The following is a 21,766-nucleotide window of genomic DNA, read 5'->3' as shown; positions in this document are numbered from 1 at the left end:
GAGATGCAAAGATATTTTGTCGAGCCACACCTCTTTTCCGAACAAGAGGTAACGATTGTCGGCGACGACGTTCATCATATCGTAAACGTGATGCGGGCCAAACCCGGCGAGAAAATCGTCGTGTGCGACGGGGCGGGCCGTTCGGCTGTCGCTCAGCTCGTCTCCCTGTCCGCAAAAGAAGTGACAGCATCGATCGTCCAGTTCCTGGACGAGCAGACGGAACTGCCGATCCGCATTACCATCGGACAGGGACTGCCGAAGGGCGAGAAGATGGAGTGGATATTGCAAAAGGGGACGGAAATGGGGGCGCATGCCTTTTTTCCGTTTACCTCCGAACGCACCATCGTCAAGCTGGACGCCAAAAAAGAGGCGAAGAAGCTGGAGCGCTGGCGCAAGATTGTCAAGGAGGCGGCGGAACAATCCCACCGGGCGGTGCTGCCGGAGATTCTGCCGCCTGCGTCGTTTCGACAAGCAATCGCGTCGGCCGCCGGTTACACGCAGCGTGTGATCGCCTATGAAAAGGAAGGCGGCTCTACGCTTCATCAGGTCTTTGCCGGCATGAGTCCGGGAGAGTCGCTCTTTGTGCTGATCGGGCCGGAAGGAGGCTTTTCTTTGGACGAGGTGAAGCAGGCAGAGTTGATGGGCTTTCAGTCCGTATCACTCGGTCCGCGCATCCTGCGCACGGAGACGGCCAGCCAGTACGTGCTGGCAGCCGCATCGTACCAGTTTGAACGCCTGGCCCCGTAGAGCGCGTAAGATGGGTCAAGGCTACTTACAGAAAGGAGGAAGCGCCATGTCTACGGTTGCTTTCCATACATTGGGCTGCAAAGTGAACAGTTATGAGACGGAAGCGATCTGGCAGCTGTTTAAGGCCAACGGCTACGAGCGGGTGGACTTTGAACAGGACGGCGCCGACGTCTACGTGATCAATACGTGCACGGTGACCAATACCGGAGACAAGAAGAGCCGTCAGGTCATCCGCCGTGCCATTCGCCGCAATCCTGACGCGATTGTCGCGGTGACAGGTTGCTACGCGCAAACTTCCCCCGGGGAAATTGCGCAAATCCCGGGTGTAGATATCATCGTCGGCACACAGGGCCGCGAGAAACTGATCGAATACGTGGAGCAAATCCGCCGGGAGCGCCAACCGATCAACGCGGTCAGCAACATCATGAAGGCGCGCGAGTTTGAAGAACTGGACGTCCCGTCGTTTACGGATCGCACGCGCGCGTCCCTGAAGATTCAGGAAGGCTGCAACAATTTCTGCACCTTCTGCATCATCCCCTGGGCACGCGGCCTGATGCGCTCCCGCAAACCGGAGAGCGTTCTCGAACAGGCCCGGAAGCTGGTCGATGCCGGGTATCTGGAGATCGTGCTGACCGGTATCCACACCGGCGGTTACGGCGAGGATCTGGAGAACTACAACCTGGCCAAACTGCTCGTGGATCTGCATCAGGTGGAGGGACTGAAGCGGATTCGCATCAGCTCCATCGAAGCCAGCCAGATTACTGACGAAGTGATTGATGTGATCAACAATTCGGATCGCGTCTGCCGTCATCTGCACGTGCCCCTGCAAGCGGGCGACGATGAGGTGCTGAAGCGGATGCGCCGCAAGTACACCACGGCGGAATTCTACGAAAAGATGGTGAAAGTGCGCGAAGCACTGCCAGGCGTCGCCCTGACAACCGACGTGATCGTCGGCTTCCCGGGCGAAACGGAACAGCAGTTCCAAAACACCTACGATTTCATCAAAACCGTGGGGTTTGCCGAACTGCACGTCTTCCCGTACTCCATGCGCACCGGTACGCCGGCTGCCCGCATGCCGGATCAGATTCCGGAAGAGGTGAAGCATGAGCGGGTCGCCCGACTGCTGGAGCTGAACCAGCAGCTGACGCTGGCATACGCCAAGCAGTTTGTCGGCGAAGTGCTGGAAGTGATTCCCGAACGCCCGTACAAGGAAGACCCGGACAGCGGCTTGCTGATGGGGTATTCCGACAACTATTTGAATGTGGTTTTCCCAGGCGATGCGTCGATGATCGGCAACATCTGCAAGGTCCGGCTGGATGAACCCGGCTCCGAATACTGCAACGGCACGCTTGTCCGCGTACTGGACAACGAGCGTCCTGTGCAACTGAAGGAACGGGCGATATGAAAGAGGTATCAGCGGGAGGCGTCGTCTACCGCTTTCACGACGAAGAACTGCTGCTGTTGCTGATTGAAGACCGCTACGGCAAGGTGACGCTGGCCAAGGGAAAACAGGAACTGGGCGAGACTATTGAGGAAGCGGCACTCCGGGAAGTGCTGGAGGAGACGGGAATCCGCGGGGTGCTCGGAGAAAAGCTGGACACGATTTATTACGACTACCAGCACGCAGTAACGGGAGAAGTGGTCAACAAGGAAGTCCACTATTTTCTGGTGGAGGCGTACACGACGGAAATTACCGTGCAGGTGGAGGAGATTAACGACGTTCACTGGTACACGCCGCTGGAAGCGTGGGCGCTCCAGCAGGAGCGAGGGTACCGCAACAACGACGACGTCCTGCGCAAGGCTTTGCAACATTTCGGGATCGAGGTGTGAGAAGGATGAACCTGAACAAGTACATTGACCATACCCTGCTGAAGCCGGAAACGACGGCAGCGATGATCGACAAGCTGTGCGCCGAAGCAAAAGAACACGACTTTGCTTCCGTCTGCGTCAACCCCACTTGGGTAAAGCGCTGCGCCGAGCTGCTGAAAGGCACTGATGTAAAGGTGTGCACGGTCATCGGGTTCCCGCTGGGAGCCAGCACTCCGGCGGTGAAAGCGGCGGAAACCCGTGACGCGATTGCAAACGGCGCTGCGGAAGTGGACATGGTCCTCAATATCGGTGCGCTGAAATCCGGCGATCTGGAGCTGGTAAAAGCGGATGTGAAAGCCGTCAAGGAAGCGGCTGGCAGCGTTTTGGTCAAAGTGATTCTGGAAACGGGCCTGTTAACGGACGAAGAAAAAGTGACCGCCTGCAAGCTGTGCGTTGAAGCAGGCGCCGATTACGTCAAAACCTCCACCGGATTCGGACACGGCGGTGCCACCGTGGAAGATATCGCCCTGATGCGCAAAACAGTGGGGCCGAATATTGGCGTGAAAGCCTCCGGCGGTGTGCGCGACCGCGCGACGGCGCTTGCGATGATCGAAGCGGGAGCGAGCCGCATTGGCACCAGTTCCGGCGTCGCGATCGTGACGGGCGCAAACGCGGGTGGCAGCGGTTACTGACACGTAAGGAAAGCCTGACCGTATGAGTGGTCGGGCTTTTTTCTGCAGGTGGGTCACACCTCTGCTCTGCAGGATGTGACAAAGTGTCTGAAGTGCGGATATTGGCAAAGTGAACCGCCTGACAAATCCCGGTGTAACCATATGGACAAAAACCGGGTGGAAGGAGCGCATCACATGAAAACCATCAAGGGCGTGTTGATTCTGCTTGCCTTTTTTGGAATGGGTACGCTGGCCAACAAATGGCTTCACGTCCCGCTGCCGGGCAACTTGCTGGGCATGCTGCTGCTGACGCTGGCGCTATGCACGGGACTGGTCAAGCTGGAGTGGGTCGAGACGGCCAGCAATCTGTTGATTCGGCACATGATGCTGTTTTTTGTACCGATTCTGGTGGGAGTGACTGCGTATCTCAAGTGGATTGCAGGCGACCCGTGGCCGATCGTTTCGTCGCTCGTGCTGGGTCCGCTCGCGGTGATGCTGGTGTCGGGGCGGGTCGTTCAGTGGTATCTGAACCGGCACAAGCAAAAAATGGAGCATCACCAACTGGAAGGGAGGATGCTCGATGTTTGACCAATTGCTTGCCGTTGCTGTCACACTGGCGGGATACAAGGCAGCGAGTGTGCTGGCGGAGCGCTTTCCCCGTCTGCAACCGCTGGTCGTGGCGACAATCTGCGTCTGGTTTGCCTGGTGGCTGATCGGCGAGGATTGGGAAGCGTACCGCGCCGGCGGGGAATGGATCTCGTTTTGGCTGGGACCGGCCACGGTTGCACTGGCTGTTCCGCTCGCCAAGCAGCTGAAGGAGTTCGTCCATATTTGGCGCGGCGTCCTGCTGGGTGTGGCGGCGGGCTGTGCCGTTGCGATCCTGACGGTCCGGCTGGTGGGATGGCTGCTGGGCACGGATCAGACGATGGTGCACAGCATGATGGCCAAATCGGTGACCACGCCAATCGCCGTGGAACTGACCCGCAGCATCGGCGGCATTCCGGCGCTGGGGGCCTTGTTTACCGTATTGACGGGGATCATCGGCGTCACCATTGCCCGTCCGGTCCTCTCCTGGGCGGGGATCAGGGATGATTGGGCAATTGGGATTGCCGTCGGCACCAGCTCTCATGCAATCGGCACAGCCAACCTGAACCGCGTCTCACCGGTGCAGACGGCGGCGTCCAGTGTGGCGATGATCTTGGCCGGTGTGGTGACAGCGCTGTACCTGATTCCGTTTTCCACGTAGACGGAGTTACCAGCGTCGTCGTTTCCTGTCCGGCACCAGCCACTGGACGGCAGCGGCGATCTGCCTGGTAAACGGCAGGGCGGCCAGGGAGCACACCACGTTGAACAGGGTCTGGGCATGAGCAATTCGCATCGACGGGCTGTCTGTCAACAAGCTGCTGACCATGGCAAGCTGTGAAAGAAACGGCAGAAAGGCGAGAGCGCCTACCAGGTTGAACAGCGTGTGGCACCAGGCGACCTGGCGGGAAGCCGCATTGGTGCCGATGCTGGCGATGATGGCGGTAAAGCAGGTGCCGATGTTGGCACCCAGCACGATTGCCAGCGCCGTCTCCATCGAGAGCACCTGGTGACTCATCAACCCCATGGTGATGGCGGTCGTCGCCGAACTGCTGTGGATGAGCGCTGTAAACACCATTCCGGTGATCAGGCCGATCCAGACGGAATGGCGGCTTTCCAGAAACAGCGAGCGAAACGCGTCCGACTGTTCCAGCGGTTTGGCCATCACCTGCATGGTGTCGATCCCAAGAAAGATCAGGCCGAAGCCGGCCACCACCAGTCCGATGCAGCGGGTCAGACGGCGCGGCATCAGCCACAAGGCGACGCCGACCAGGAGCATGGGCACGGCGAACGTCTCCAGCCGAAGCGCGATCAATTCGGTTGTGATCGTCGTCCCTACATTGGTGCCGAGAATGATTCCCACGGTCTGGGAAAAACTGATCATGCCTGCATGTGTAAGCCCGATGGTAAGGACGGTGACGGCGCTGGAACTCTGCAGCACCATGGTGCTCAACAAACCCACCCAAAAGCTGTGGACCGGCGTGCGCGTGAAGCGTCCCAGCCAGTCCGCCATTTTCTTCCCGGCGAGGTTTTGAAAACCGGTGCGCATGACATACATACCCAACAGAAAAAAACTGAGACCGAATGTAAAGGGAGCGAGGATGGCAGTCACGGAGCGATCCTCCTTACCAGCAATGAGAACACCCTTCGCGCAGCCCGCGTGTGCCATCTGAACGGGCACCGTGCAGGCTGTCGGGAGGGATTGAATTACTATACGCTATGCCTGTACCAAGACGAGCATGACAAGGAGGAACCGACAACATTGGCAAGAGTGATTCTGCACAAGCACCGAAAAAAGCGGCTGGAAGCGGGCCATCCGTGGATTTTTCAATCGGAAGTGAAGGAGATTCAAGGAGAGTATAAGCCGGGCGACATTGTCGAGGTAATCAACCACCAAGGCCACTTCCTCGCCAAAGGCTACATCAATCCCGCATCGCAAATCATCGTTCGCGTTCTGACGTACAATCAGGACGAAGCGATCGACTATGACTTTTTTCTCCGCCGCATCCGCGAAGCGGCCGCGTTTCGCTCCCGGTTCGTCGACAATCCGCGAGCATGCCGCGTCGTCTACGGCGAGGCGGACTTCCTGCCCGGTCTGATTGTGGACCGGTACGAAGACGTGCTGGTGGCGCAAATTCTCTCGCTTGGGATGGACGTGCGGCGCGACTGGATTCGGGACGCATTGGTGGAAGTGTTTCAACCGCAGGGCATCTACCTGCGCAACGACGTCCCCGTGCGTGAACTGGAGGGGCTGAACCAGAGCAAGGAAGTGCTGTACGGGGAATGTCCGCGGGAAGTGACAATTACGGAAAACGGCCTGACATACATTGTGGATATCATCGAAGGGCAAAAAACGGGCTTCTTTTACGACCAGCGGGAAAACCGAGCCGCCATCGCCCCGCTGATGAAAGGCTGGGGAGAAAAGCACGGCATCACCCTGAAGGAGATGGACGTGGACGGCGAACAGAAGATCGTCCCCGTAGACCGGCGCGGCAAAGTGGTAAAAAACCCCTACTGGGACGGGGCAGAGGTGCTGGAGTGCTTTACCCATACCGGGTCGTTTACGCTGAACGCATGCAAGCACGGCGCGAAAAAGGTGACGGCGCTCGATATCTCCGAGCACGCCATCGAGACGGCTAGGCGAAACATCATGCAAAACGGCTTTTTGCACCGCGTCGAATTCGTCGTCGCCAACGCGTTTGACTACCTGCGCGAGTGCGTCGATGCCGGCCGCATGTGGGACGTGGTCATTCTCGATCCGCCGGCGTTTGCCAAATCGCGCGCGGCGGTGAAGAGCGCCTGCCGCGGCTACAAGGACATCAATCTGAACGGGATGAAGCTGGTGCGCTCCGGAGGGTATCTGGTGACGGCCTCCTGCTCGTACCACATGTCTCCCCAGCTTTTCCTGGAGACGATCCAGGACGCGGCGATGGATGCCCGTAAAATCCTGCGGCTGATTGAGTGGCGGGGAGCAGGCAAGGACCACCCGCAGATCAGCGGAGCGGACGAATCCCACTACCTCAAGTTTGCCATCTTTGAAGTAAGGGATCGGCGGTAACCATCCGCTGCCAGGATCGGCGGACAAAAAACGAGCGGCATGTCGCAGCAGCGCGGCATGCCGCCTTTTTGCGCCGTTCTTCCGTCGGGCAGCAGGGGAAACATGCTTCTCTGGCTGCTGCGGAACGGGTCATCCGCATACAGAAATGGCAGTTGCTGGAACGAATCAGCACTGGTAAAATGAAAGCGCTTCTCAGAAAGAAAGGGGAAGGAAGAAGAGGAGGGATTGAGAGATGAGCATGTCATGGTCGCGTCTTGTGCTTGCGGCGGCGCTGATGGTTCCGCTGGTCCCGGCCGGCCTGTCATCCGCCGGAGCGATCTCGGAACCTGTCGTACCGGGCGCGCATGGCGTGACGGTCACCCGCTTTGACGGCCAGGCGGGAAACTGGCTGACCACGCGCAACCCGCAGCAGTACGCGGCGGCTGTCCAATTCGGCAATCTGGGGCTGGTCCCGGCCGCGTGGGGCGGTTGGGAAACGATGTACGATCCGGCCGAAGTGACGGGCACACAAGTAAACGGCGCGTTTGACGATGCGCAATTCGTCATTCGCGTGCCGGATGAGTGGAACGGCAAGCTGGTCGTGTCCGGCATCCCGGCCACTCGCAACGAGACGGCCACCGATCTGTTGTTTAGCGATTACGTGCTGGAAAAAGGCTACGCCTTTGCGGCCATTGACAAAGGGACGCAGGGAGAAAGCGATCCCGCCGATCCGCTGGCCAAAGTAAAAAACGCCCTCGCGTCCGAGGAAGACTCGGTGGCCGAGTGGCATGTCCGCTTCCGGCAGTTGACCAAGGCGGCGCAAGCCTACCTGGCGGCGCATCATCGAGACCGGCTGATCGATCCCTCCGACAGTACACCCGCTGCCCGACTGGTCTCGAAACAGCACCCAATCCCCACGTACGCCATCGGTATTTCCAACGGCGGGTACGTGGTCCGGTACGCTTTGGAACACGATGATCCGAAACTGACCAAAGAGCCGCGGCTGTACGACGGCGGCGTCGATTGGGAAGGGGTGCTGTGGCGCGCTGACAGGCCCAACCTGATCACCACACTGACCGACGTCGTCAACCACGCGGAAGCGGCCATCTACGGCCAGGGCAACGAGCGGGAGCGCGCCCGCGCAGCCCTGTACCGAGCCGGTGTGCCCAAAGGCTCGGAGAAGCTGTGGGCCTATTACGACCAGATCTACTGGTTCCTTACCCTCAACATCTACCGGGACGAGTTTGACCCGCACGCGCCGAAGCGCTTGCAGTGGCCGGACTACCTGCGGTTCAACGCCGACGGCACCCGCGACCGTTCGCTGGACGGCATCTTTCGCACCTACGATTTCACCAAGCGGCCGAAAAAAGTGAAAGAAGCGGTGGAGGCGATCGAGAATACGGGCAGGATTGACGTGCCGCTGATCTCCGTGTTTGGCACCTGGGACGCCCTGATCTTCCCCGAGGTACATGGGAACGCCTACCGGCGGTTGGTCAAAGCGGCGGGACGGGAAAACCTGCACCGGCTCTACCTGGTGGAAAAGGGCAATCATGTCGACGGCCTGGTCTGGAGCGCATCGGACCCGGACAAGGAGCTTCAGCCGCTGTTACCGTACGTCCATCAATGTTTTGACCTGCTTGTCGGCTGGGTGGAAGAGGGCAGGCAGCCGCCTGAAAGCGGGACGATTTCTGCACCGCGCGATCCCCTGCGGGTGAAGGACATCCGGACGGGGGAAGAGATCGACCCGTACTGACACGCTGAGCGGACATATGCGTCCGCTTCTTTTTTTGTATCGACAAAAAAACGGCCCGCTGTCCGGCGGGTCGAAAAACGCTGCGGTCAGGCAAACTGTTTGTCGGACAGGATGTCGCGAACCAGTTCCAGGGCTCGTTTGATGCCCAGTTCCTTGCCGAGCAGCACCTGCCCCTCGGCCGAGCTGGCCGCCCTGACTTTACTCAATTCCTCCAGTTCGTGCGTCAGCAGGTGTTCCAGGATGTAGAGGCGCACCTGGCCGATCTCCCGTTCGCTCTGCCGATCCCGTTCCTGGTACTTGACCAGCGCCAGACTTTCTTCCACGTACTTGTCGATATCGTCTTCCAAAAAACGGGAAGCTGTGCAGATGATCTCGCGGTACTCGTCCGTTTGGGAGGGGATGACGCGCAGTGCGTGTCCGAGGTGGGCGAGCAGAAACTTGTGGAGCACGACGCTGTTGCGCGTGTAGGCGTTGTGCAACAGGGAGTACTCGCCCAAAAACGTCCCGGTCTCCTTGTCGTAGCGGTGCAGGAGCGTATAGGACGAACAGTACGTACAGAAGAGCAGATAGTCTCTCATGGACATTCCCCCTGCGTTGAGAAAAGTCTTCTGTGACGTTTTTTCACAGGATATGTTGGACGGCGGCTGCTTGTGCTTCTCCTGTCCCCTTGTATTTGCGGAAGGGATTGTGTATGCTGAATGGGGTATTTGCGCCCGGCGCACACCATAGGCGGGCGTTTGCATACCATGGGAGAGCAGGAGACGCGTGAACGCGCTTTTGCGCAGGCAAGGCGAAAGGAGCTTGGAGTTCATGGGGAACAAAATTCGGCTGGGGATTATTTACGGAGGGAAGTCCTCGGAACATGAGGTTTCGCTGCGCACCGCCCTGTCGATTATGAAGGCGGTCGATTTTGATAAATACGACATTTTGCCCATCTACGTGACGCTGGATGGAAACTGGGTGAAAGGGGAGAACCTCAGGGGCATTTTGCCGGAGGGTACCAACGAACTCCGCCTGACAAACGGGGCGGTGTCTGTCAGCAGCGAGGTGAAGATGGAACAGGTGGCTGTCAGCCGCACCTCGCCGATCTTTGGCGTCGCCCAGGAAGTGGACGTGATTTTTCCCGTCGTGCACGGCCCAAACGGCGAAGACGGCACGATTCAAGGCCTGCTGGAACTGGCCAACCTGCCATATGTCGGAGCTGGTGTCATGGCATCGGCAGTGGGCATGGACAAATGGATGATGAAAAACGTGTTCGCCCAGGCGGGACTGCCGCAGGTGAAATACGTGGGCGTGCTCCGGTCGCAGTGGGAACGTGACCAGGAGGGAATCATCGCGCGCATCGAGCAGGAACTGGGCTACCCATGCTTCGTAAAACCGGCCAACATGGGGTCCAGTGTCGGGATCAGCAAGGCAAAAGACCGGCAGCAGTTGATCGACGCGATGATGCTGGCCGCCAAATTTGACCGCCGGTTGATCGTGGAGCAGTTCGTCAAGGCGCGCGAGCTGGAAATCGGCCTGCTCGGCAACGAGGATCCAATCACCTCGGTCGTGGGCGAGATCGTGCCGGCCAAGGAGTTTTACGATTACGAAGCCAAGTACAAGGGCGCCGGCACAGAACTGCAGATTCCAGCCCGGATTCCGTCCCACGTGGCAGAGCGGATCGCTGAAATGGCCAAAATTGCATACTGCGCCCTGGATGCGTCGGGCCTGTCGCGGGCAGACTTTTTCTGGGACGAGGAAAACGACCAACTGTATATCAACGAAGTGAACACGATGCCCGGCTTTACGCCGTTCAGCATGTACCCGCTGCTGTTCCAGGAAGCGGGCATCAGCTACAGCGAGCTGATTGACCGGCTGGTCCAGCTTGCTCTGGAACGCCACGCCGACAAACAGCGAAACGTGGTGGATGCAGAAGAGTTGGAATAATGGGGAATGTAGAGGGAGTGCCCTGGGGCGCTCCCGTGTTCATTTTTGGACAAGGAGCCTCTGTAGCGAGGCTCCTTGCTGTTTTTCGTTTTCAATTGTGGTCACGCGTGATCTTCCAGCGCCTGAAGCAGCGTCCACAGTCCCATGCCTTGCGACGCTTTGAACAGAAAGGCGTGATGGGCGTCGCGCAGCGCAAGGAGCGTTTCGACTGCATCAGCCTTGGTCGGGAAGTAGCGCTTATTCCCCTCGTACGCGTCATACAGGTGCTGCGCTTGCTCTCCGACGGCCACGAGCAGTTCGATTCGGTCGCGGTAGCGGTTGGCGAAAGCCCCCACCTGGGCGTGCATGGCCGGGCTGTTCTCGCCAAGCTCAAACATGTCGCCCAGCACCAGCACCTTTTTGCGCTCGGGGAACAGTTCCGCAAACGTGGAGATGGCCGCTTCCATCGACGAAGGGCTGGCGTTGTACGCGTCGTTGATATAGAGCGGGCCATGGGCGGACTCGATCCGCTCGAAACGCATGGCCGACAGGCGCACCGTCGCCAGCGCGCGGATGATCTCCGCTGTCGTCATGCCGAAGTGGCGGCCGATCGCAACAGCCGGCAGCGCGTTCAGGACGTTGTGCGTGCCGAACAGCGGCAGGAAGGCCGCGAAGCGCTCCCCGTCCCGGAAGCAGACGTCAAATCGCGTCCCGTCGTCAGCGGATTGGATATTCTCCGCCCAGATGTCAGCGGGGGCGTTGACGGAGTAGTACATGATGCGGCCCGGATAAAGTGGCGCCACCTTGCGCAGGTATTCGCTGTCTCCGTTCAAAAGGACCAGTCCGTCCGGATCAGTGTGGGGAAGCAGTTCTGCCTTGGCGAGCGCGATTTTCTCCCGCGAGCCAAAAAACTCGATGTGGGCTTCGCCGATATAGGTAATCACGCTGATCTGCGGCTTGACCAGCGAGGCCAGCAGGTCGATTTCGCCAGCGTGGTTCATGCCCAGCTCCAGCACGGCTGCCTGATGCTGCTCTTCCACCTGCAGCAGGGAGTAGGGAACGCCCAGGTGGTTGTTGAGATTTTTGTAGGTCTTGTGGATGGAAAACCGGCTTTCCAGCAGGTGGGCGACGATGTCCTTCGTTGTCGTTTTGCCGTTGCTGCCGGTAATGGCCACAAAGGGTATGGAAAAGGACGTGCGGTAAGCAGCTGCCAGCTTTTGAAACGCGCGCAGCGTGTCGTTCACCAGAATCAGGCCGAATCCCGCCGGCAGGCTGTCTGGCACCTTTTGTTCGTTGGAGATGATCGCTGCCCGTGCGCCTTTTTCCGCCGCCTGCAGGAGAAAGTCGTGTCCGTCCCGCGTTCCGGCAATCGCCACGAACAAGGCACCCGGCAAAAGCTGACGCGTGTCAAAGTGAACGGATGTCACCGTCAGCCCGGGATCGCCCGCCAGCAGCAGCCCTTCCGCCATAACGGCCGCTCGTCCCAGTGCAATTTCTCTCATAGGTCCAATCCCCTTTTCATCGAATCGTTTTCGATCGTGGAAACCACGAAGTCATGCTAACACTCCTGTTCGGCCGCGGCAAGGAAAAAATGACGGTCCCCATCGCAGACAGCCGAACAGGTCAATGATCATGAAACAGTCATGCGTACAGGTTGCTGGTAGTTCAGGTGGCGATAAAAAAGCATAATGGCCACAGACGGCGAAAAACGCCCGAAACCGAAGATTCGGGCGTCTGTTACATCATGTATGGCAGCGGGACCTATTCAGATATTGGATCGGCTTTAATAACTTTTTTTAACCAGTACAATTACCCAGTTGCCTCTTATTGTAATATATTCCCTTCTGACTCACAATCATGCCGCGCGTTTGAACAGTTCAGTCCCAAACGTCGCAACAATTTCTCTTTACGGCAAAGCGGTTTTGCGTAAGCGAGCTTTTCGTCTCCTGACAGAATTGCGCCTCGGTAAGCTGATCTTTACCCCAGCAGGAAAGGAGGCCATGAGTCAACGTACTGCTGCCTCTTCCGGGCTGGCTTCCAAGAATAAGTTGGAAAGAAAGGTTGACCTGTCTTGGTTTTCTGTCCTATAATGTAGTGTGACAGTCTGTTGGTAACAGGCGTCCCACGGTTTTAGCGGAGGGAGGGAAGACAGATGGCAGAAGTTCGAGTCAAGAAAAACGAGTCTTTGGAACAGGCACTTCGTCGCTTCAAGCGTGAGAGCGCCAAAGCAGGGGTTATGGCGGAACTGAGAAAACGCCGCCACTTCGAAAAACCCAGCGTGCGCCGCAAGAAAAAATCCGAAGCAGCTCGCAAGCGCAAGTACTAATTGACGGAGGGCTCATCATGAGTGTAATGGAGCGACTCGATCAAGATATGAAGCAAGCGATGAAGGACAAAGCTGCGCTGAAACTCTCTGTTATTCGCATGGTGAAAGCTGCGTTAAAGAACGAAGAGATTAGTAAAGGTAGACTGTTGTCTGAAGACGAAGAGCTGACCATCTTGACTCGCGAGTTAAAACAGCGCCGTGAATCCCTCCAAGAATTCGAAAAGGCGGGTCGTGACGACCTCGCCGCCAAAACACGAGAGGAAATCGACGTGCTCTCCGCGTATCTGCCCGCTCAATTGAGCGAGGACGAACTGCGCGGCATTGTACGGGACGCGATTGCCGCCACCGGAGCCACCTCCAAAAAGGAGATGGGCAAGGTGATGGGGGCGATCATGCCGAAAGTAAAAGGAAGAGCCGACGGTGCTCTCGTGCAAAAGATTGTATCTGAGGAATTGCCATCGTAATGAGGATCAACCTCATCTAGATACGCACAAAAGACTCAGTCCCATGCGGCTGGGTCTTTCTTTATGGCTCGAATGAGGCAATCAATAAAAAATTATGAAACGGGCGTGAATCTGACCCGTATACCTAAGTAGCCATTCGAGGAGGCTGTATAAGGAAAGGAGGTGGAGGTAATGAATGTGTCACGCATCGTTTCCCGTCCCGTTCGCTTGTTGCTGGCGCTGCTTTGCGTGGCGATAGGGCTCGCCGGTCTGCTGGCCGGAAGTCCGGCTGCTGCCAAACCGTATCAGAAAGCGGTCTGGATTCCCGTGGAGCACCAGATCGAGCAGGGGCTGGAAAGCTTTCTGAAGCGGGCGTTTGCCGAAGCAACGAGTAAGGGCGCGGATCTGATCGTGCTGCACATCAACACCCCCGGCGGAGAAATCAATGCGGCCGACTCCATCGGCCAACTGGTCAGACAATCGCCAATCCACGTGGTGGCCTACATCGACAATCAGGCGTTTTCGGCCGGCACCTATATCGCTCTGAACGCAAACGAAATTGTCATGACCCCAGGCAGCAGCATCGGTGCGGCGACGCCGATTGACCTGGCGGGCAACGCCGCCGACGTGAAGATCATCTCCGGGTGGGCTAACAAAATGGAGGCGGCAGCCAAGCTGAACAACCGCAATCCGGACGTGGCCCGGGCCATGGTGGAAATCGACCGGGAGTTTCCGGGGTTGAAACCGAAAGGCACCGTTCTTTCCCTGGATGCCGAGCGGGCCAAGCAGTTGGGCTACGCCGAACAGGTGGTGGCCAACAAGGCACAGCTTCTCGCGTATCTGGGCGTCAATGCGGATGAGCTGGAAACGATTGAACCGACAATCGGCGAGCGGGTGGCCCGTTTTGTCACCAGTCCGGTTGTCATGAGCCTTCTGTTGATCATTGGTCTGGTGGGCATCGTCGTCGAGCTGTTTGCCCCCGGATTTGGCGTGGGCGGCACGGTTGCGTTGTGCGCCTTTGGTCTGTACTTCTTCGGCCATTACGTGGCGGGATTCGCCAATTGGCTGCATATCTGCCTGTTTGTTCTGGGCATCCTGCTGATGATATTGGAAATCTTCGTTCCCGGCGGGATCGTCGGTGGGCTTGGCTTCATCAGCATTGTCGCCGGATTGGTCATGGCTGCCTACGACACAAAACAGGGGCTTGCATCGCTGGGGATCGCTGTCCTGGTCACGGTGATCGTCGCCTTCGCGCTGATTAAAAAATACGGCATCAAAGGACTGATCAGCCGGTTTGTGCTGGGTGACGTGCAGCGCAATGAAGCGGGCTACGTGGCGCCGAAGGACCAGCGGCACCTGCTGGGCAAGGAGGGGATTGCCCTGACGCCTCTTCGACCGGCGGGCGTGGTCAAGATCGAGGGGCGGCGCATTGATGCCGTCAGCGGAGGCGGATTTATTGCCGCCGGCACCCCCATCACCGTAATACAGGTGGAAGGCAGCCGCGTTGTCGTGCAGGAACAAGAACAAAAGGAGTAGATGATTCATGTTGGATAGCGGATTGATTCCTATCATTTTTATGGTGGCAGTGGCGATCGTTGTCCTGTCGATCTTTTTCTCATTCGTCCCGGTAATGCTCTGGATTTCCGCGCTCGCCTCCGGTGTGCGCGTCGGCATCATCACGCTGGTGGCCATGCGGCTGCGCCGCGTGATTCCTTCGCGCATCGTCAACCCGCTGATCAAGGCGAGAAAAGCGGGGCTGGAGCTTGACACGAACCAGTTGGAAAGCCACTACCTGGCAGGCGGAAACGTAGACCGTGTCGTCGATGCCCTGGTAGCTGCACAGCGGGCTGACATTCCGCTCGGCTTCGAGCGGGCCGCCGCGATTGACCTGGCGGGCCGCGACGTGCTGGAAGCGGTGCAGATGAGCGTAAACCCGAAAGTGATTGAAACCCCCGTCGTTGCCGCCATGGCCAAGGACGGGATCGAGGTAAAGGCAAAGGCGAAGGTGACTGTTCGCGCCAACATCGACCGACTGGTGGGGGGCGCAGGCGAAGAAACGATTATCGCCCGTGTTGGCGAAGGGATCGTGACGACGATCGGTTCGTCCAACTCCCACAAAGACGTGCTGGAAAATCCGGACAGCATTTCGCAAACCGTGTTGAACAAAGGGTTGGACGCCGGTACAGCGTTTGAAATCCTCTCCATCGACATCGCTGATGTAGATGTGGGCAAAAACATCGGGGCACAGCTCCAAACCGATCAGGCGGAAGCAGACAAACGCATCGCTCAGGCAAAAGCAGAGGAGCGCCGCGCGATGGCGGTCGCCCAGGAACAGGAAATGAAGGCGCGCGTCGTAGAGATGAAGGCCAAGGTTGTGGAAGCCGAGGCGCAGGTGCCGCTCGCGCTCTCCGAAGCCCTGAGAAGCGGCAAATTGGGCGTAATGGATTACTACAACCTGCAAAACATCTCCGCTGATACGCGAATGCGCCAGGCATTCGGCGCCACCGGCAGCAAGCAAGAGTCCGACCTGCCTGACCAAGACCAAGAGTAAGAGGCGATAGCCAATGGACGATCTTATTGATCTGTTGATTGATCTGCTGATTGATCAGTTGGAATGGGTTTTACCGCTCCTTGGCAAGTTCTGGGTTCTGATCGCGGGGTTCTTCGGCTACTTGCTGTTTGGCAAAAAAGGCAAACAAGGGCGCAGCATGTCCCAGGGAAAACCGCAGCGTCCTCCGCTAACCCCGGTGGACAGCGGCGATTTCCCGCTCCCTGCAGATGTAGAGTTGCAGCCGGAGCGGCGCATGGTGGTGCGGCAGGAATCCAGGTCTGCCATGGAAGAACGCGCCGCCGAACCGGAATGGCTGGAAGAGGAGATGCATATGCCGCTGGCGAATGTGGAAGCGGCACCGGCCGCCCAAGTTGTTGGGTATGATGCTGCGCTCCAACCGTCCCCGGCAGAGCAAGCAACAGAAAAGCCAACCGAGCTCGATCCTCGGGAAGGGATGAAGTGGGCGATCATTTTCGGTCCGCCCCGGGCCAAAAGCAGGCCCCTTCCCTACCGCCGCAGCGTTTGACGCATGGGTGTAACAGACAGGCGAACATTCCCGTTCGCCTGTTGTTTTTTGACTGAACATTTTGTCGAAAGAAATCGAACATCTGGTCTTGTGCCTCAAGTCTTGGTTGACTATTCTTGATCTAGGCACGAACTATTAACAATAAGGGTGAGGGGTAGAGCGGCGAATGGATCGACAGGAACTGGAGAGGATGAGCAAGTTTCGCCAAAAGGTGATCCGGCTTGTCATCTATGAAAGGAAATCGATCTATGAAACGGCGATCGCCTGCGGGTGTACGGCGGAAAAGGTAAAGCGCGTGATCAAGAAGTGGAAGGCCCTCAAACGGTACGGAACGCCTTTTCCCACCGACGAACAGAAGACGTGACGGGACGAGCCCCGACGCTTGCGGAAGCGAGTGTCGGGGCGATTTTCTCTGCATGATTTTCTCCCCTCACCGCATACGGTTATAGAAGAAGGACGCACCGGGCACCCGGACTGGCTTGGAGGGATGCATTCCGGCGCAGCAGCACCAGTAAAGGGGGGCTTGCTCATGAAACGATGGGGCCGCCGTCTGCGCCATCTGGCCGTTGGAGTGCTGGATTTGCCGCAAGATGTGGTGCTGGAAGTCCCGCGCATCACGATGATCGGCCATCTGCAAATGTATATCGAAAACCACCGCGGAGTTCTCCACTTTAGTGAAAAGGAGCTCCGCTTGCTGTTGACCAATGGACAGCTGCTCGTTACTGGAGAACAATTGGTGATCCGGGCGATCCTGCCGGAGGAAATCCTGTTGGAGGGGCGCATCGGCGGCGTCAAGTTTCTGGAGAAACCTTAGGAAACGTTCCGCGACAATACCTGGGAAAGTGGGGACGGGCACATGCGCAATGGATTGCAGGAATGGTTGGACGGCTATATCACGATCACCGTCCGGGGAAAGCGGTTTGAACGAATGTTGAACATGGCGGTACGGGAAGGTATCCGAATCTGGAACATCCGCAGAGTGGGGCAGGAGGTGGGCCGCTGCGACATCCTGATCCGCGATTACTTTCGCTTGCGGCCGTTTTTGCGGGAGACAGGCTGTCGCCCTCACGTGGAACGACGAGGCGGGCTGCCTTTCTGGCTGGTCCGGCTGCGCCGGCGGGCCGGTCTTGTCATCGGCGCCTCTTTATTTTTGGTCGGAATGTACATGCTCTCCTCGTTCGTCTGGCAGGTGGAGGTGCAGGGAGTCAGGCAAATGCGCCCCGAGGCGGTGACTAATGCGGCGGCACAGGTCGGGATTAAAGAAGGGGTCTGGAAGGCCAAACTAAAAGAATCACACGTGCTGCAGCGGGAACTGATGAGCCTGCTGCCGGAAGCGTCCAGGGTCATCGTTGACATACAAGGCACCAAGGCGATTATCCAGGTGGTAGAGAAAGAAGAGCCGGAGAAGCCGGCCCCGCCCAGTCCGCGCCACCTGGTTGCCAAGAAGCGGGCGGTCGTGCACACGATTCTGCCGGAAGCGGGCAAAAGCATGGTGTCTGTCAACCAGTTTGTGGAAAAAGGGCAGACGCTGATATCCGGCATTATCGGCAATGAGACCAGGCAAAAGGCAGTCGCCGCCCGCGGCACGGTAAAAGGGGAGGTGTGGTACGTCAGCAACGTCACGATGCCGCTCGCCCAGGTGCACTATCAGTTGACCGGTGAACGGCAGCAGACGCAGTATCTGCTCGTCGGCCCCTTCGCCGTGCAGATATGGCCGTTCAAACAGCAGCCGTTTGCGCAGGCCGAGTCGGTCGAGCAGCGCTTCCAACCCTCGTATGCGGGCTTTACAAGTCCGATCGGCTGGAAGACGGTCACGCAGGCGGAGGTGCAGCCAGTACGGCGGGAATTGAGCATGGAAGAAGCGCTGCAGGCTGCCAAGCAGGCGGCCCGCGAGGACGTGCTGCGGCAGGCGGGCAAAGATGCGGTAATTCAGGACGAAAAAGTTTTGCACGTGAAGAGAGAGAATGGTAAAGTTTATTTGAGTATTCATTTTTCCGTTATTGAGGACATTGCCGTCGAGCAGCCGATTCTGGGCCTGCCGCCGGCTCCCCAGGCAAACGGCAATTCGTAATGGATTGCGGACAACCGCTGCAAGGAGATGGAAGCCTGTTGCACGTACAAGAAGAGGTAAAAATTCCGTTTGTTGACGCATCGGAAGCGTTGTTGCTGTTCGGTCCCCACGATGCATATCTCAAATTGATCGAGGAAACGACCACAGCAAAAATCATGACACGCAGCGGCGAGCTGGTCATCAGCGGCGAAAAGGCCGAAGTGGATAAGCTCTCCCGCTTGTTTGCCGTCCTGCTCCAGCTGATTCGGCGGGACATCGCCCTGTCCGAGCGCGACGTCTCGTACGCGCTGCAATTGGTGGAACGGGGAGAAGCGGAACAATTGCTGGACGTCTACGACGAGGAAGTGGCTCGCACCCAAAAGGGCAAGCTGATTCGCGCCAAGACGCTGGGACAGCGCCACTACCTGTCCGCCATCAAGCGGCACGACATCGTGTTTGGCATCGGGCCGGCCGGTACCGGCAAAACGTACCTGGCTGTGGTAATGGCGGTCAACGCGTTGAAAAACGGACGAGTCAAGCGCATCGTGCTGACGCGCCCGGCCGTGGAGGCAGGAGAGAGCCTCGGCTTTTTGCCCGGCGACTTGCAGGAAAAAGTGGACCCCTATCTGCGTCCGCTCTACGACGCCTTGTACGACATGCTGGGCACGGAACAGGTGGCCAAGATGATGGAGCGCGGGCTGATTGAAGTGGCTCCGCTGGCATACATGCGCGGGCGAACGCTGGAAGACTGCTTTGTCATCCTGGACGAAGCGCAGAACACCACGCCTGAACAAATGAAAATGTTTCTCACCCGTCTGGGCTTCGGTTCCAAAATGGTGATTACCGGCGACGTGACCCAGATCGACCTGCCCAAAGGGAAAAAATCGGGTTTGCGGGAAGCAGAGCGCATTCTGGCCCCGATCCCCGAAGTGGCATTTATCCGCTTCCAGGAAGCGGACGTGGTGCGCCACAGCCTGGTGCAGAAGATCATCGAAGCGTACGCCAAAGACGAACACGAACACAGCTACCGGTAAAGGAGATTGGGTACCCGTGCTATCCGTAGAAATTCTTCACGACGAAATCCAACCGATTGACGAATCCCTGCAGGACCTGATCGTCCGCTGCCTGGAAGCGGCTGCTGAGCGGGAAGGCGTGGACGGCGAAGTGGTGGTGACGCTGGTGAACAACGAGCGCATCCATGAGCTGAACCGCCAATACCGTGGCGTTGACCGTCCCACCGACGTGCTGTCGTTTGCGATGAACGAGTCGGGAGAGGGAGAAATGGACATTTATTTGGACGAGGAAGCGTTGGACGCGCTCCCCAACATGCTGGGGGACATTGTCATTTCCGTTCCCAAGGCGGAGGAGCAGGCGGCAGAGTATGGACACTCGCTCGAACGGGAACTGGGTTTTCTCGCTGTTCACGGTTTTCTCCATCTGCTCGGGTACGACCACGGCACGGAGGAAGAGGAGAAAGAGATGTTTTCCCGTCAGGAGGCAGTGCTGCAGCAGATTGGTTTGACGAGGTAGGCGATAGCGTTTGAAAGAGTGGCGCCGTTTGGTCAGCAGCTTTTCCTATGCCCTGCAAGGCATAGTCCAAACCGTGAAGACACAGCGAAACATGCAAATCCACGTCGCATTTGCCGTGCTGGCGCTGGCGGCGGCGTGGTGGCTGCGCATTCCTCGCGGCGATGTTTTGCTGGTCTTTTTTTCTATCGCGCTGGTGTGGGCGCTCGAGTTGGTCAATACCGCCCTGGAGGCAGCAGTCGATTTGTCCTCCCCCGAGTGGCACGCGAAGGCCAAAACGGCCAAGGACGCTTGTGCCGGTGCCGTCCTGGTGGCGGCTGTCCTGTCCGTCGTAATCGGCGTCGCTGTTTTCGGCCCACCGCTCTGGGGGAAACTCACGGTATGGCTGGCCGTGTAACAGGAGGACTGGCCTGGTGCGGCTCTGCGGCACCGCCTGCAGGCCGGCGGGTGCCTCGCGTTTGCTTTACCCACTACATATGTATTGAAATGTATTGATTGGCGAGGGAACGGTGATGATGAACATGGATAAACAAGCCCTGCTGGAGCAAGCGAAAGAAGCGAGAAAGCTGGCGTATGTGCCGTATTCCAACTTTCCTGTGGGAGCGGCACTCTTGACCGACAGCGGCAAGGTGTATCTCGGCTGCAATATCGAGAACGCCTCCTTCCCGCTGTGCAACTGCGCGGAGCGGACCGCGCTGTTTAAGGCGTATTCCGAAGGGGATACCCGTTACAAGGCGATCGCCGTGGTGGCTGACACGCCGAATCCGGTCTCTCCCTGCGGCGCGTGCCGGCAGGTGATGGCGGAGCTGTGCCCGCCCGACATGCCGGTCATCCTTGCCAACATGAACGGTGACGTGACAGAAACAACAGTATCCGCCCTGCTTCCCGGGGCGTTTGCCAAGGAGGATTTACGTGGATAATCGCACGAAAAAAGGTTTCAAATCCGGGTTTGTCTCCATTGTGGGCAGGCCCAACGTGGGGAAATCCACGCTGTTAAACCACATCGTCGGCCAGAAGATTGCGATCATGTCCAACAAACCGCAGACGACGCGCAACAAGATTACCGCCGTCTACACGACAGAGCAGGGACAAGTCATCTTCCTGGACACGCCGGGGATTCACAAGCCCAAGTCCAAGCTGGGCGACTACATGGTCGCCGTCGCGGAAAACACGCTCAACGAAGTGGACCTGGTGCTGTTTGTCATCGACGCAACGGAAAAACGGGGGCCGGGTGACGATTACATCATTGAGCGGCTCAAGCAGGTAAAAACTCCCGTCTTTCTGGTGATCAACAAAATTGATAAGGTTCACCCGGAGGAACTGCTGCCGATCATCGACGAATACCGGAAGCTGTACGAGTTCAAACAGATCATCCCGATTTCCGCTCTGGAGGGGAACAACACCGGGCCGCTGATCCAGGCCATCTTTGACGAGATGGAAGAAGGGCCGATGTACTACCCGCCCGACCAGGTGACCGACCACCCCGAGCGCTTCATCGTGGCCGAATTGATCAGGGAAAAGGTGCTGCATCTGACCCGCGAAGAGGTGCCCCATTCGATCGCCGTGACGGTTGAAGAAATGAAGCGGGGCGAAAACGGAAAGACCCTGTACATCTACGCGGCCATTTACGTCGAGCGGGATTCGCAGAAAGGCATCCTGATCGGCGAGAGAGGGCAGATGCTCAAGGAAATCGGCCGCCGCGCCCGTCTGGACATCGAGCGGCTGATGGGGGACAAGGTGTTTCTGGAACTGTGGGTCAAGGTGAAAAAAGACTGGCGCAATCAGGAGCGAATGCTGCGCAATTTTGGTTTTTACGATGAAGAATAGCGGTGTCAA

25 protein-coding genes are annotated in these 21,766 nt (G+C 58.0%); 22 read left to right on the top strand and 3 right to left on the bottom strand.

Translation table 11 applies throughout. The features are described from left to right. Positions 1-3: 3 nt before the first annotated feature. From ETC00_RS07295 to ETC00_RS07270, 6 genes are all read left to right on the top strand, one after another. On the top strand, positions 4-747 hold the full coding sequence (locus ETC00_RS07295) for a 16S rRNA (uracil(1498)-N(3))-methyltransferase (protein ID WP_171565335.1): 744 nt from the start codon (positions 4-6) through the stop codon (positions 745-747). 46 nt (positions 748-793) lie between these two features. Then, positions 794-2,152 (top strand): tRNA (N(6)-L-threonylcarbamoyladenosine(37)-C(2))-methylthiotransferase MtaB, encoded by a 1,359-nt coding sequence (gene mtaB / locus ETC00_RS07290; RefSeq protein ID WP_171565334.1) that lies wholly within the window; start codon positions 794-796, stop codon positions 2,150-2,152. Further along, positions 2,149-2,577 carry an NUDIX hydrolase gene (locus tag ETC00_RS07285; protein WP_171565333.1) on the top strand — a complete coding sequence of 143 codons (429 nt, stop codon included), beginning with the start codon at positions 2,149-2,151 and terminating at the stop codon, positions 2,575-2,577. The genes mtaB and ETC00_RS07285 overlap by 4 nt, the downstream gene beginning before the upstream one ends. A 5-nt stretch (positions 2,578-2,582) precedes the next feature. Then, positions 2,583-3,248, top strand: a complete 666-nt coding sequence (gene deoC, locus ETC00_RS07280; protein ID WP_171565332.1) for a deoxyribose-phosphate aldolase — start codon at positions 2,583-2,585, stop codon at positions 3,246-3,248. Between the two features lie 174 nt (positions 3,249-3,422). Beyond that, positions 3,423-3,815: a CidA/LrgA family protein gene (locus ETC00_RS07275; protein ID WP_171565331.1), complete on the top strand. Its 393-nt coding sequence runs from the start codon at positions 3,423-3,425 to the stop codon at positions 3,813-3,815. Continuing rightward, on the top strand, positions 3,808-4,473 hold the full coding sequence (locus ETC00_RS07270) for an LrgB family protein (protein ID WP_171565330.1): 666 nt from the start codon (positions 3,808-3,810) through the stop codon (positions 4,471-4,473). Before ETC00_RS07275 ends, ETC00_RS07270 begins: the two co-directional genes overlap by 8 nt. Positions 4,474-4,479: 6 nt before the next feature. Here the strand turns inward: ETC00_RS07270 and ETC00_RS07265 are convergent, their stop codons facing one another. After that, on the bottom strand, positions 4,480-5,421 hold the full coding sequence (locus tag ETC00_RS07265; protein ID WP_304414449.1) for a Na/Pi cotransporter family protein: 942 nt from the start codon (positions 5,419-5,421) through the stop codon (positions 4,480-4,482). Between the two features lie 150 nt (positions 5,422-5,571). Here ETC00_RS07265 and ETC00_RS07260 point away from each other — a divergent pair, with 150 nt between their 5' ends. Together ETC00_RS07260 and ETC00_RS07255 are read left to right on the top strand one after the other, a co-directional pair. Beyond that, positions 5,572-6,867, top strand: a complete 1,296-nt coding sequence (locus ETC00_RS07260) for a class I SAM-dependent rRNA methyltransferase (protein ID WP_171565328.1) — start codon at positions 5,572-5,574, stop codon at positions 6,865-6,867. Positions 6,868-7,141: 274 nt separating this feature from the next. Continuing rightward, positions 7,142-8,599, top strand: coding sequence for an alpha/beta hydrolase (locus tag ETC00_RS07255; protein WP_171565508.1), 1,458 nt, complete (start codon positions 7,142-7,144; stop codon positions 8,597-8,599). An 86-nt stretch (positions 8,600-8,685) separates the two neighbouring features. On the opposite strand, the gene ETC00_RS07250 is transcribed toward ETC00_RS07255, so the two are convergent. Beyond that, positions 8,686-9,177, bottom strand: a complete 492-nt coding sequence (locus tag ETC00_RS07250; protein WP_171565327.1) for a hypothetical protein — start codon at positions 9,175-9,177, stop codon at positions 8,686-8,688. Between the two features lie 232 nt (positions 9,178-9,409). Here ETC00_RS07250 and ETC00_RS07245 point away from each other — a divergent pair, with 232 nt between their 5' ends. Further along, positions 9,410-10,528 (top strand): D-alanine--D-alanine ligase, encoded by a 1,119-nt coding sequence (locus ETC00_RS07245; RefSeq protein ID WP_171565326.1) that lies wholly within the window; start codon positions 9,410-9,412, stop codon positions 10,526-10,528. Between the two features lie 101 nt (positions 10,529-10,629). On the opposite strand, the gene ETC00_RS07240 is transcribed toward ETC00_RS07245, so the two are convergent. After that, positions 10,630-12,009: a UDP-N-acetylmuramoyl-tripeptide--D-alanyl-D-alanine ligase gene (locus tag ETC00_RS07240; protein WP_171565325.1), complete on the bottom strand. Its 1,380-nt coding sequence runs from the start codon at positions 12,007-12,009 to the stop codon at positions 10,630-10,632. A gap of 650 nt (positions 12,010-12,659) precedes the next feature. Here ETC00_RS07240 and rpsU point away from each other — a divergent pair. From rpsU to era, 13 genes are all read left to right on the top strand, one after another. After that, the gene (rpsU, locus tag ETC00_RS07235; protein ID WP_029097302.1) at positions 12,660-12,833 is read left to right on the top strand and encodes a 30S ribosomal protein S21; all 174 of its coding nucleotides are present in this window, start codon (positions 12,660-12,662) and stop codon (positions 12,831-12,833) included. Between the two features lie 17 nt (positions 12,834-12,850). Then, positions 12,851-13,297 (top strand): GatB/YqeY domain-containing protein, encoded by a 447-nt coding sequence (locus tag ETC00_RS07230; RefSeq protein WP_171565324.1) that lies wholly within the window; start codon positions 12,851-12,853, stop codon positions 13,295-13,297. 171 nt (positions 13,298-13,468) lie between these two features. Next, positions 13,469-14,812, top strand: a complete 1,344-nt coding sequence (locus tag ETC00_RS07225; RefSeq protein ID WP_171565323.1) for an NfeD family protein — start codon at positions 13,469-13,471, stop codon at positions 14,810-14,812. Positions 14,813-14,819: 7 nt separating this feature from the next. Further along, positions 14,820-15,827, top strand: a complete 1,008-nt coding sequence (floA, locus tag ETC00_RS07220) for a flotillin-like protein FloA (RefSeq protein WP_171565322.1) — start codon at positions 14,820-14,822, stop codon at positions 15,825-15,827. Between the two features lie 13 nt (positions 15,828-15,840). Next, positions 15,841-16,353 (top strand): hypothetical protein, encoded by a 513-nt coding sequence (locus tag ETC00_RS07215; protein ID WP_171565321.1) that lies wholly within the window; start codon positions 15,841-15,843, stop codon positions 16,351-16,353. A 166-nt stretch (positions 16,354-16,519) separates the two neighbouring features. After that, positions 16,520-16,717 carry a sigma-70 family RNA polymerase sigma factor gene (locus ETC00_RS07210; protein ID WP_171565320.1) on the top strand — a complete coding sequence of 66 codons (198 nt, stop codon included), beginning with the start codon at positions 16,520-16,522 and terminating at the stop codon, positions 16,715-16,717. Positions 16,718-16,882: 165 nt separating this feature from the next. Continuing rightward, on the top strand, positions 16,883-17,167 hold the full coding sequence (gene yqfC, locus ETC00_RS07205) for a sporulation protein YqfC (protein ID WP_171565319.1): 285 nt from the start codon (positions 16,883-16,885) through the stop codon (positions 17,165-17,167). A gap of 42 nt (positions 17,168-17,209) precedes the next feature. Then, positions 17,210-18,424, top strand: coding sequence for a sporulation protein YqfD (gene yqfD / locus ETC00_RS07200; protein ID WP_171565318.1), 1,215 nt, complete (start codon positions 17,210-17,212; stop codon positions 18,422-18,424). Between the two features lie 38 nt (positions 18,425-18,462). Next, the gene (locus tag ETC00_RS07195) at positions 18,463-19,437 is read left to right on the top strand and encodes a PhoH family protein (RefSeq protein WP_171565317.1); all 975 of its coding nucleotides are present in this window, start codon (positions 18,463-18,465) and stop codon (positions 19,435-19,437) included. Positions 19,438-19,453: 16 nt separating this feature from the next. Then, the gene (gene ybeY / locus ETC00_RS07190; protein WP_171565316.1) at positions 19,454-19,933 is read left to right on the top strand and encodes an rRNA maturation RNase YbeY; all 480 of its coding nucleotides are present in this window, start codon (positions 19,454-19,456) and stop codon (positions 19,931-19,933) included. Between the two features lie 10 nt (positions 19,934-19,943). Continuing rightward, the gene (locus ETC00_RS07185) at positions 19,944-20,327 is read left to right on the top strand and encodes a diacylglycerol kinase (RefSeq protein WP_171565315.1); all 384 of its coding nucleotides are present in this window, start codon (positions 19,944-19,946) and stop codon (positions 20,325-20,327) included. Positions 20,328-20,451: 124 nt separating this feature from the next. After that, on the top strand, positions 20,452-20,850 hold the full coding sequence (locus tag ETC00_RS07180; protein ID WP_171565314.1) for a cytidine deaminase: 399 nt from the start codon (positions 20,452-20,454) through the stop codon (positions 20,848-20,850). Then, positions 20,843-21,757 carry a GTPase Era gene (gene era, locus ETC00_RS07175; RefSeq protein WP_171565313.1) on the top strand — a complete coding sequence of 305 codons (915 nt, stop codon included), beginning with the start codon at positions 20,843-20,845 and terminating at the stop codon, positions 21,755-21,757. The genes ETC00_RS07180 and era overlap by 8 nt, the downstream gene beginning before the upstream one ends. Positions 21,758-21,766: the final 9 nt, after the last annotated feature.

It is taken from the genome of Brevibacillus sp. MCWH, assembly GCF_013096935.1.
Lineage (GTDB): Bacteria > Bacillota > Bacilli > Brevibacillales > Brevibacillaceae > Brevibacillus > Brevibacillus aydinogluensis.
The sequence above is the reverse complement of the archived record's forward strand: the minus strand, read 5'-3'. Positions and strand labels throughout refer to the sequence as shown.

Excerpts from the sequence above, each read along its gene's own strand:
- ETC00_RS07215 (WP_171565321.1), top strand. The coding sequence starts at position 15,841 with ATGGACGATCTTATTGATCTGTTGATTGATCTGCTGATTGATCAGTTG.
- ETC00_RS07180 (WP_171565314.1), top strand. The coding sequence starts at position 20,452 with ATGGATAAACAAGCCCTGCTGGAGCAAGCGAAAGAAGCGAGAAAGCTG.
- ETC00_RS07225 (WP_171565323.1), top strand. The coding sequence starts at position 13,469 with ATGAATGTGTCACGCATCGTTTCCCGTCCCGTTCGCTTGTTGCTGGCG.
- ETC00_RS07240 (WP_171565325.1), bottom strand. The coding sequence starts at position 12,009 with ATGAGAGAAATTGCACTGGGACGAGCGGCCGTTATGGCGGAAGGGCTG.
- ETC00_RS07230 (WP_171565324.1), top strand. The coding sequence starts at position 12,851 with ATGAGTGTAATGGAGCGACTCGATCAAGATATGAAGCAAGCGATGAAG.
- ETC00_RS07285 (WP_171565333.1), top strand. The coding sequence starts at position 2,149 with ATGAAAGAGGTATCAGCGGGAGGCGTCGTCTACCGCTTTCACGACGAA.
- mtaB (WP_171565334.1), top strand. The coding sequence starts at position 794 with ATGTCTACGGTTGCTTTCCATACATTGGGCTGCAAAGTGAACAGTTAT.
- deoC (WP_171565332.1), top strand. The coding sequence starts at position 2,583 with ATGAACCTGAACAAGTACATTGACCATACCCTGCTGAAGCCGGAAACG.
- yqfC (WP_171565319.1), top strand. The coding sequence starts at position 16,883 with ATGAAACGATGGGGCCGCCGTCTGCGCCATCTGGCCGTTGGAGTGCTG.
- rpsU (WP_029097302.1), top strand. The coding sequence starts at position 12,660 with ATGGCAGAAGTTCGAGTCAAGAAAAACGAGTCTTTGGAACAGGCACTT.
- floA (WP_171565322.1), top strand. The coding sequence starts at position 14,820 with ATGTTGGATAGCGGATTGATTCCTATCATTTTTATGGTGGCAGTGGCG.
- yqfD (WP_171565318.1), top strand. The coding sequence starts at position 17,210 with ATGCGCAATGGATTGCAGGAATGGTTGGACGGCTATATCACGATCACC.
- ETC00_RS07255 (WP_171565508.1), top strand. The coding sequence starts at position 7,142 with ATGGTTCCGCTGGTCCCGGCCGGCCTGTCATCCGCCGGAGCGATCTCG.
- ETC00_RS07250 (WP_171565327.1), bottom strand. The coding sequence starts at position 9,177 with ATGAGAGACTATCTGCTCTTCTGTACGTACTGTTCGTCCTATACGCTC.
- ETC00_RS07295 (WP_171565335.1), top strand. The coding sequence starts at position 4 with ATGCAAAGATATTTTGTCGAGCCACACCTCTTTTCCGAACAAGAGGTA.
- ETC00_RS07270 (WP_171565330.1), top strand. The coding sequence starts at position 3,808 with ATGTTTGACCAATTGCTTGCCGTTGCTGTCACACTGGCGGGATACAAG.
- ETC00_RS07245 (WP_171565326.1), top strand. The coding sequence starts at position 9,410 with ATGGGGAACAAAATTCGGCTGGGGATTATTTACGGAGGGAAGTCCTCG.
- ETC00_RS07275 (WP_171565331.1), top strand. The coding sequence starts at position 3,423 with ATGAAAACCATCAAGGGCGTGTTGATTCTGCTTGCCTTTTTTGGAATG.
- ETC00_RS07210 (WP_171565320.1), top strand. The coding sequence starts at position 16,520 with ATGGATCGACAGGAACTGGAGAGGATGAGCAAGTTTCGCCAAAAGGTG.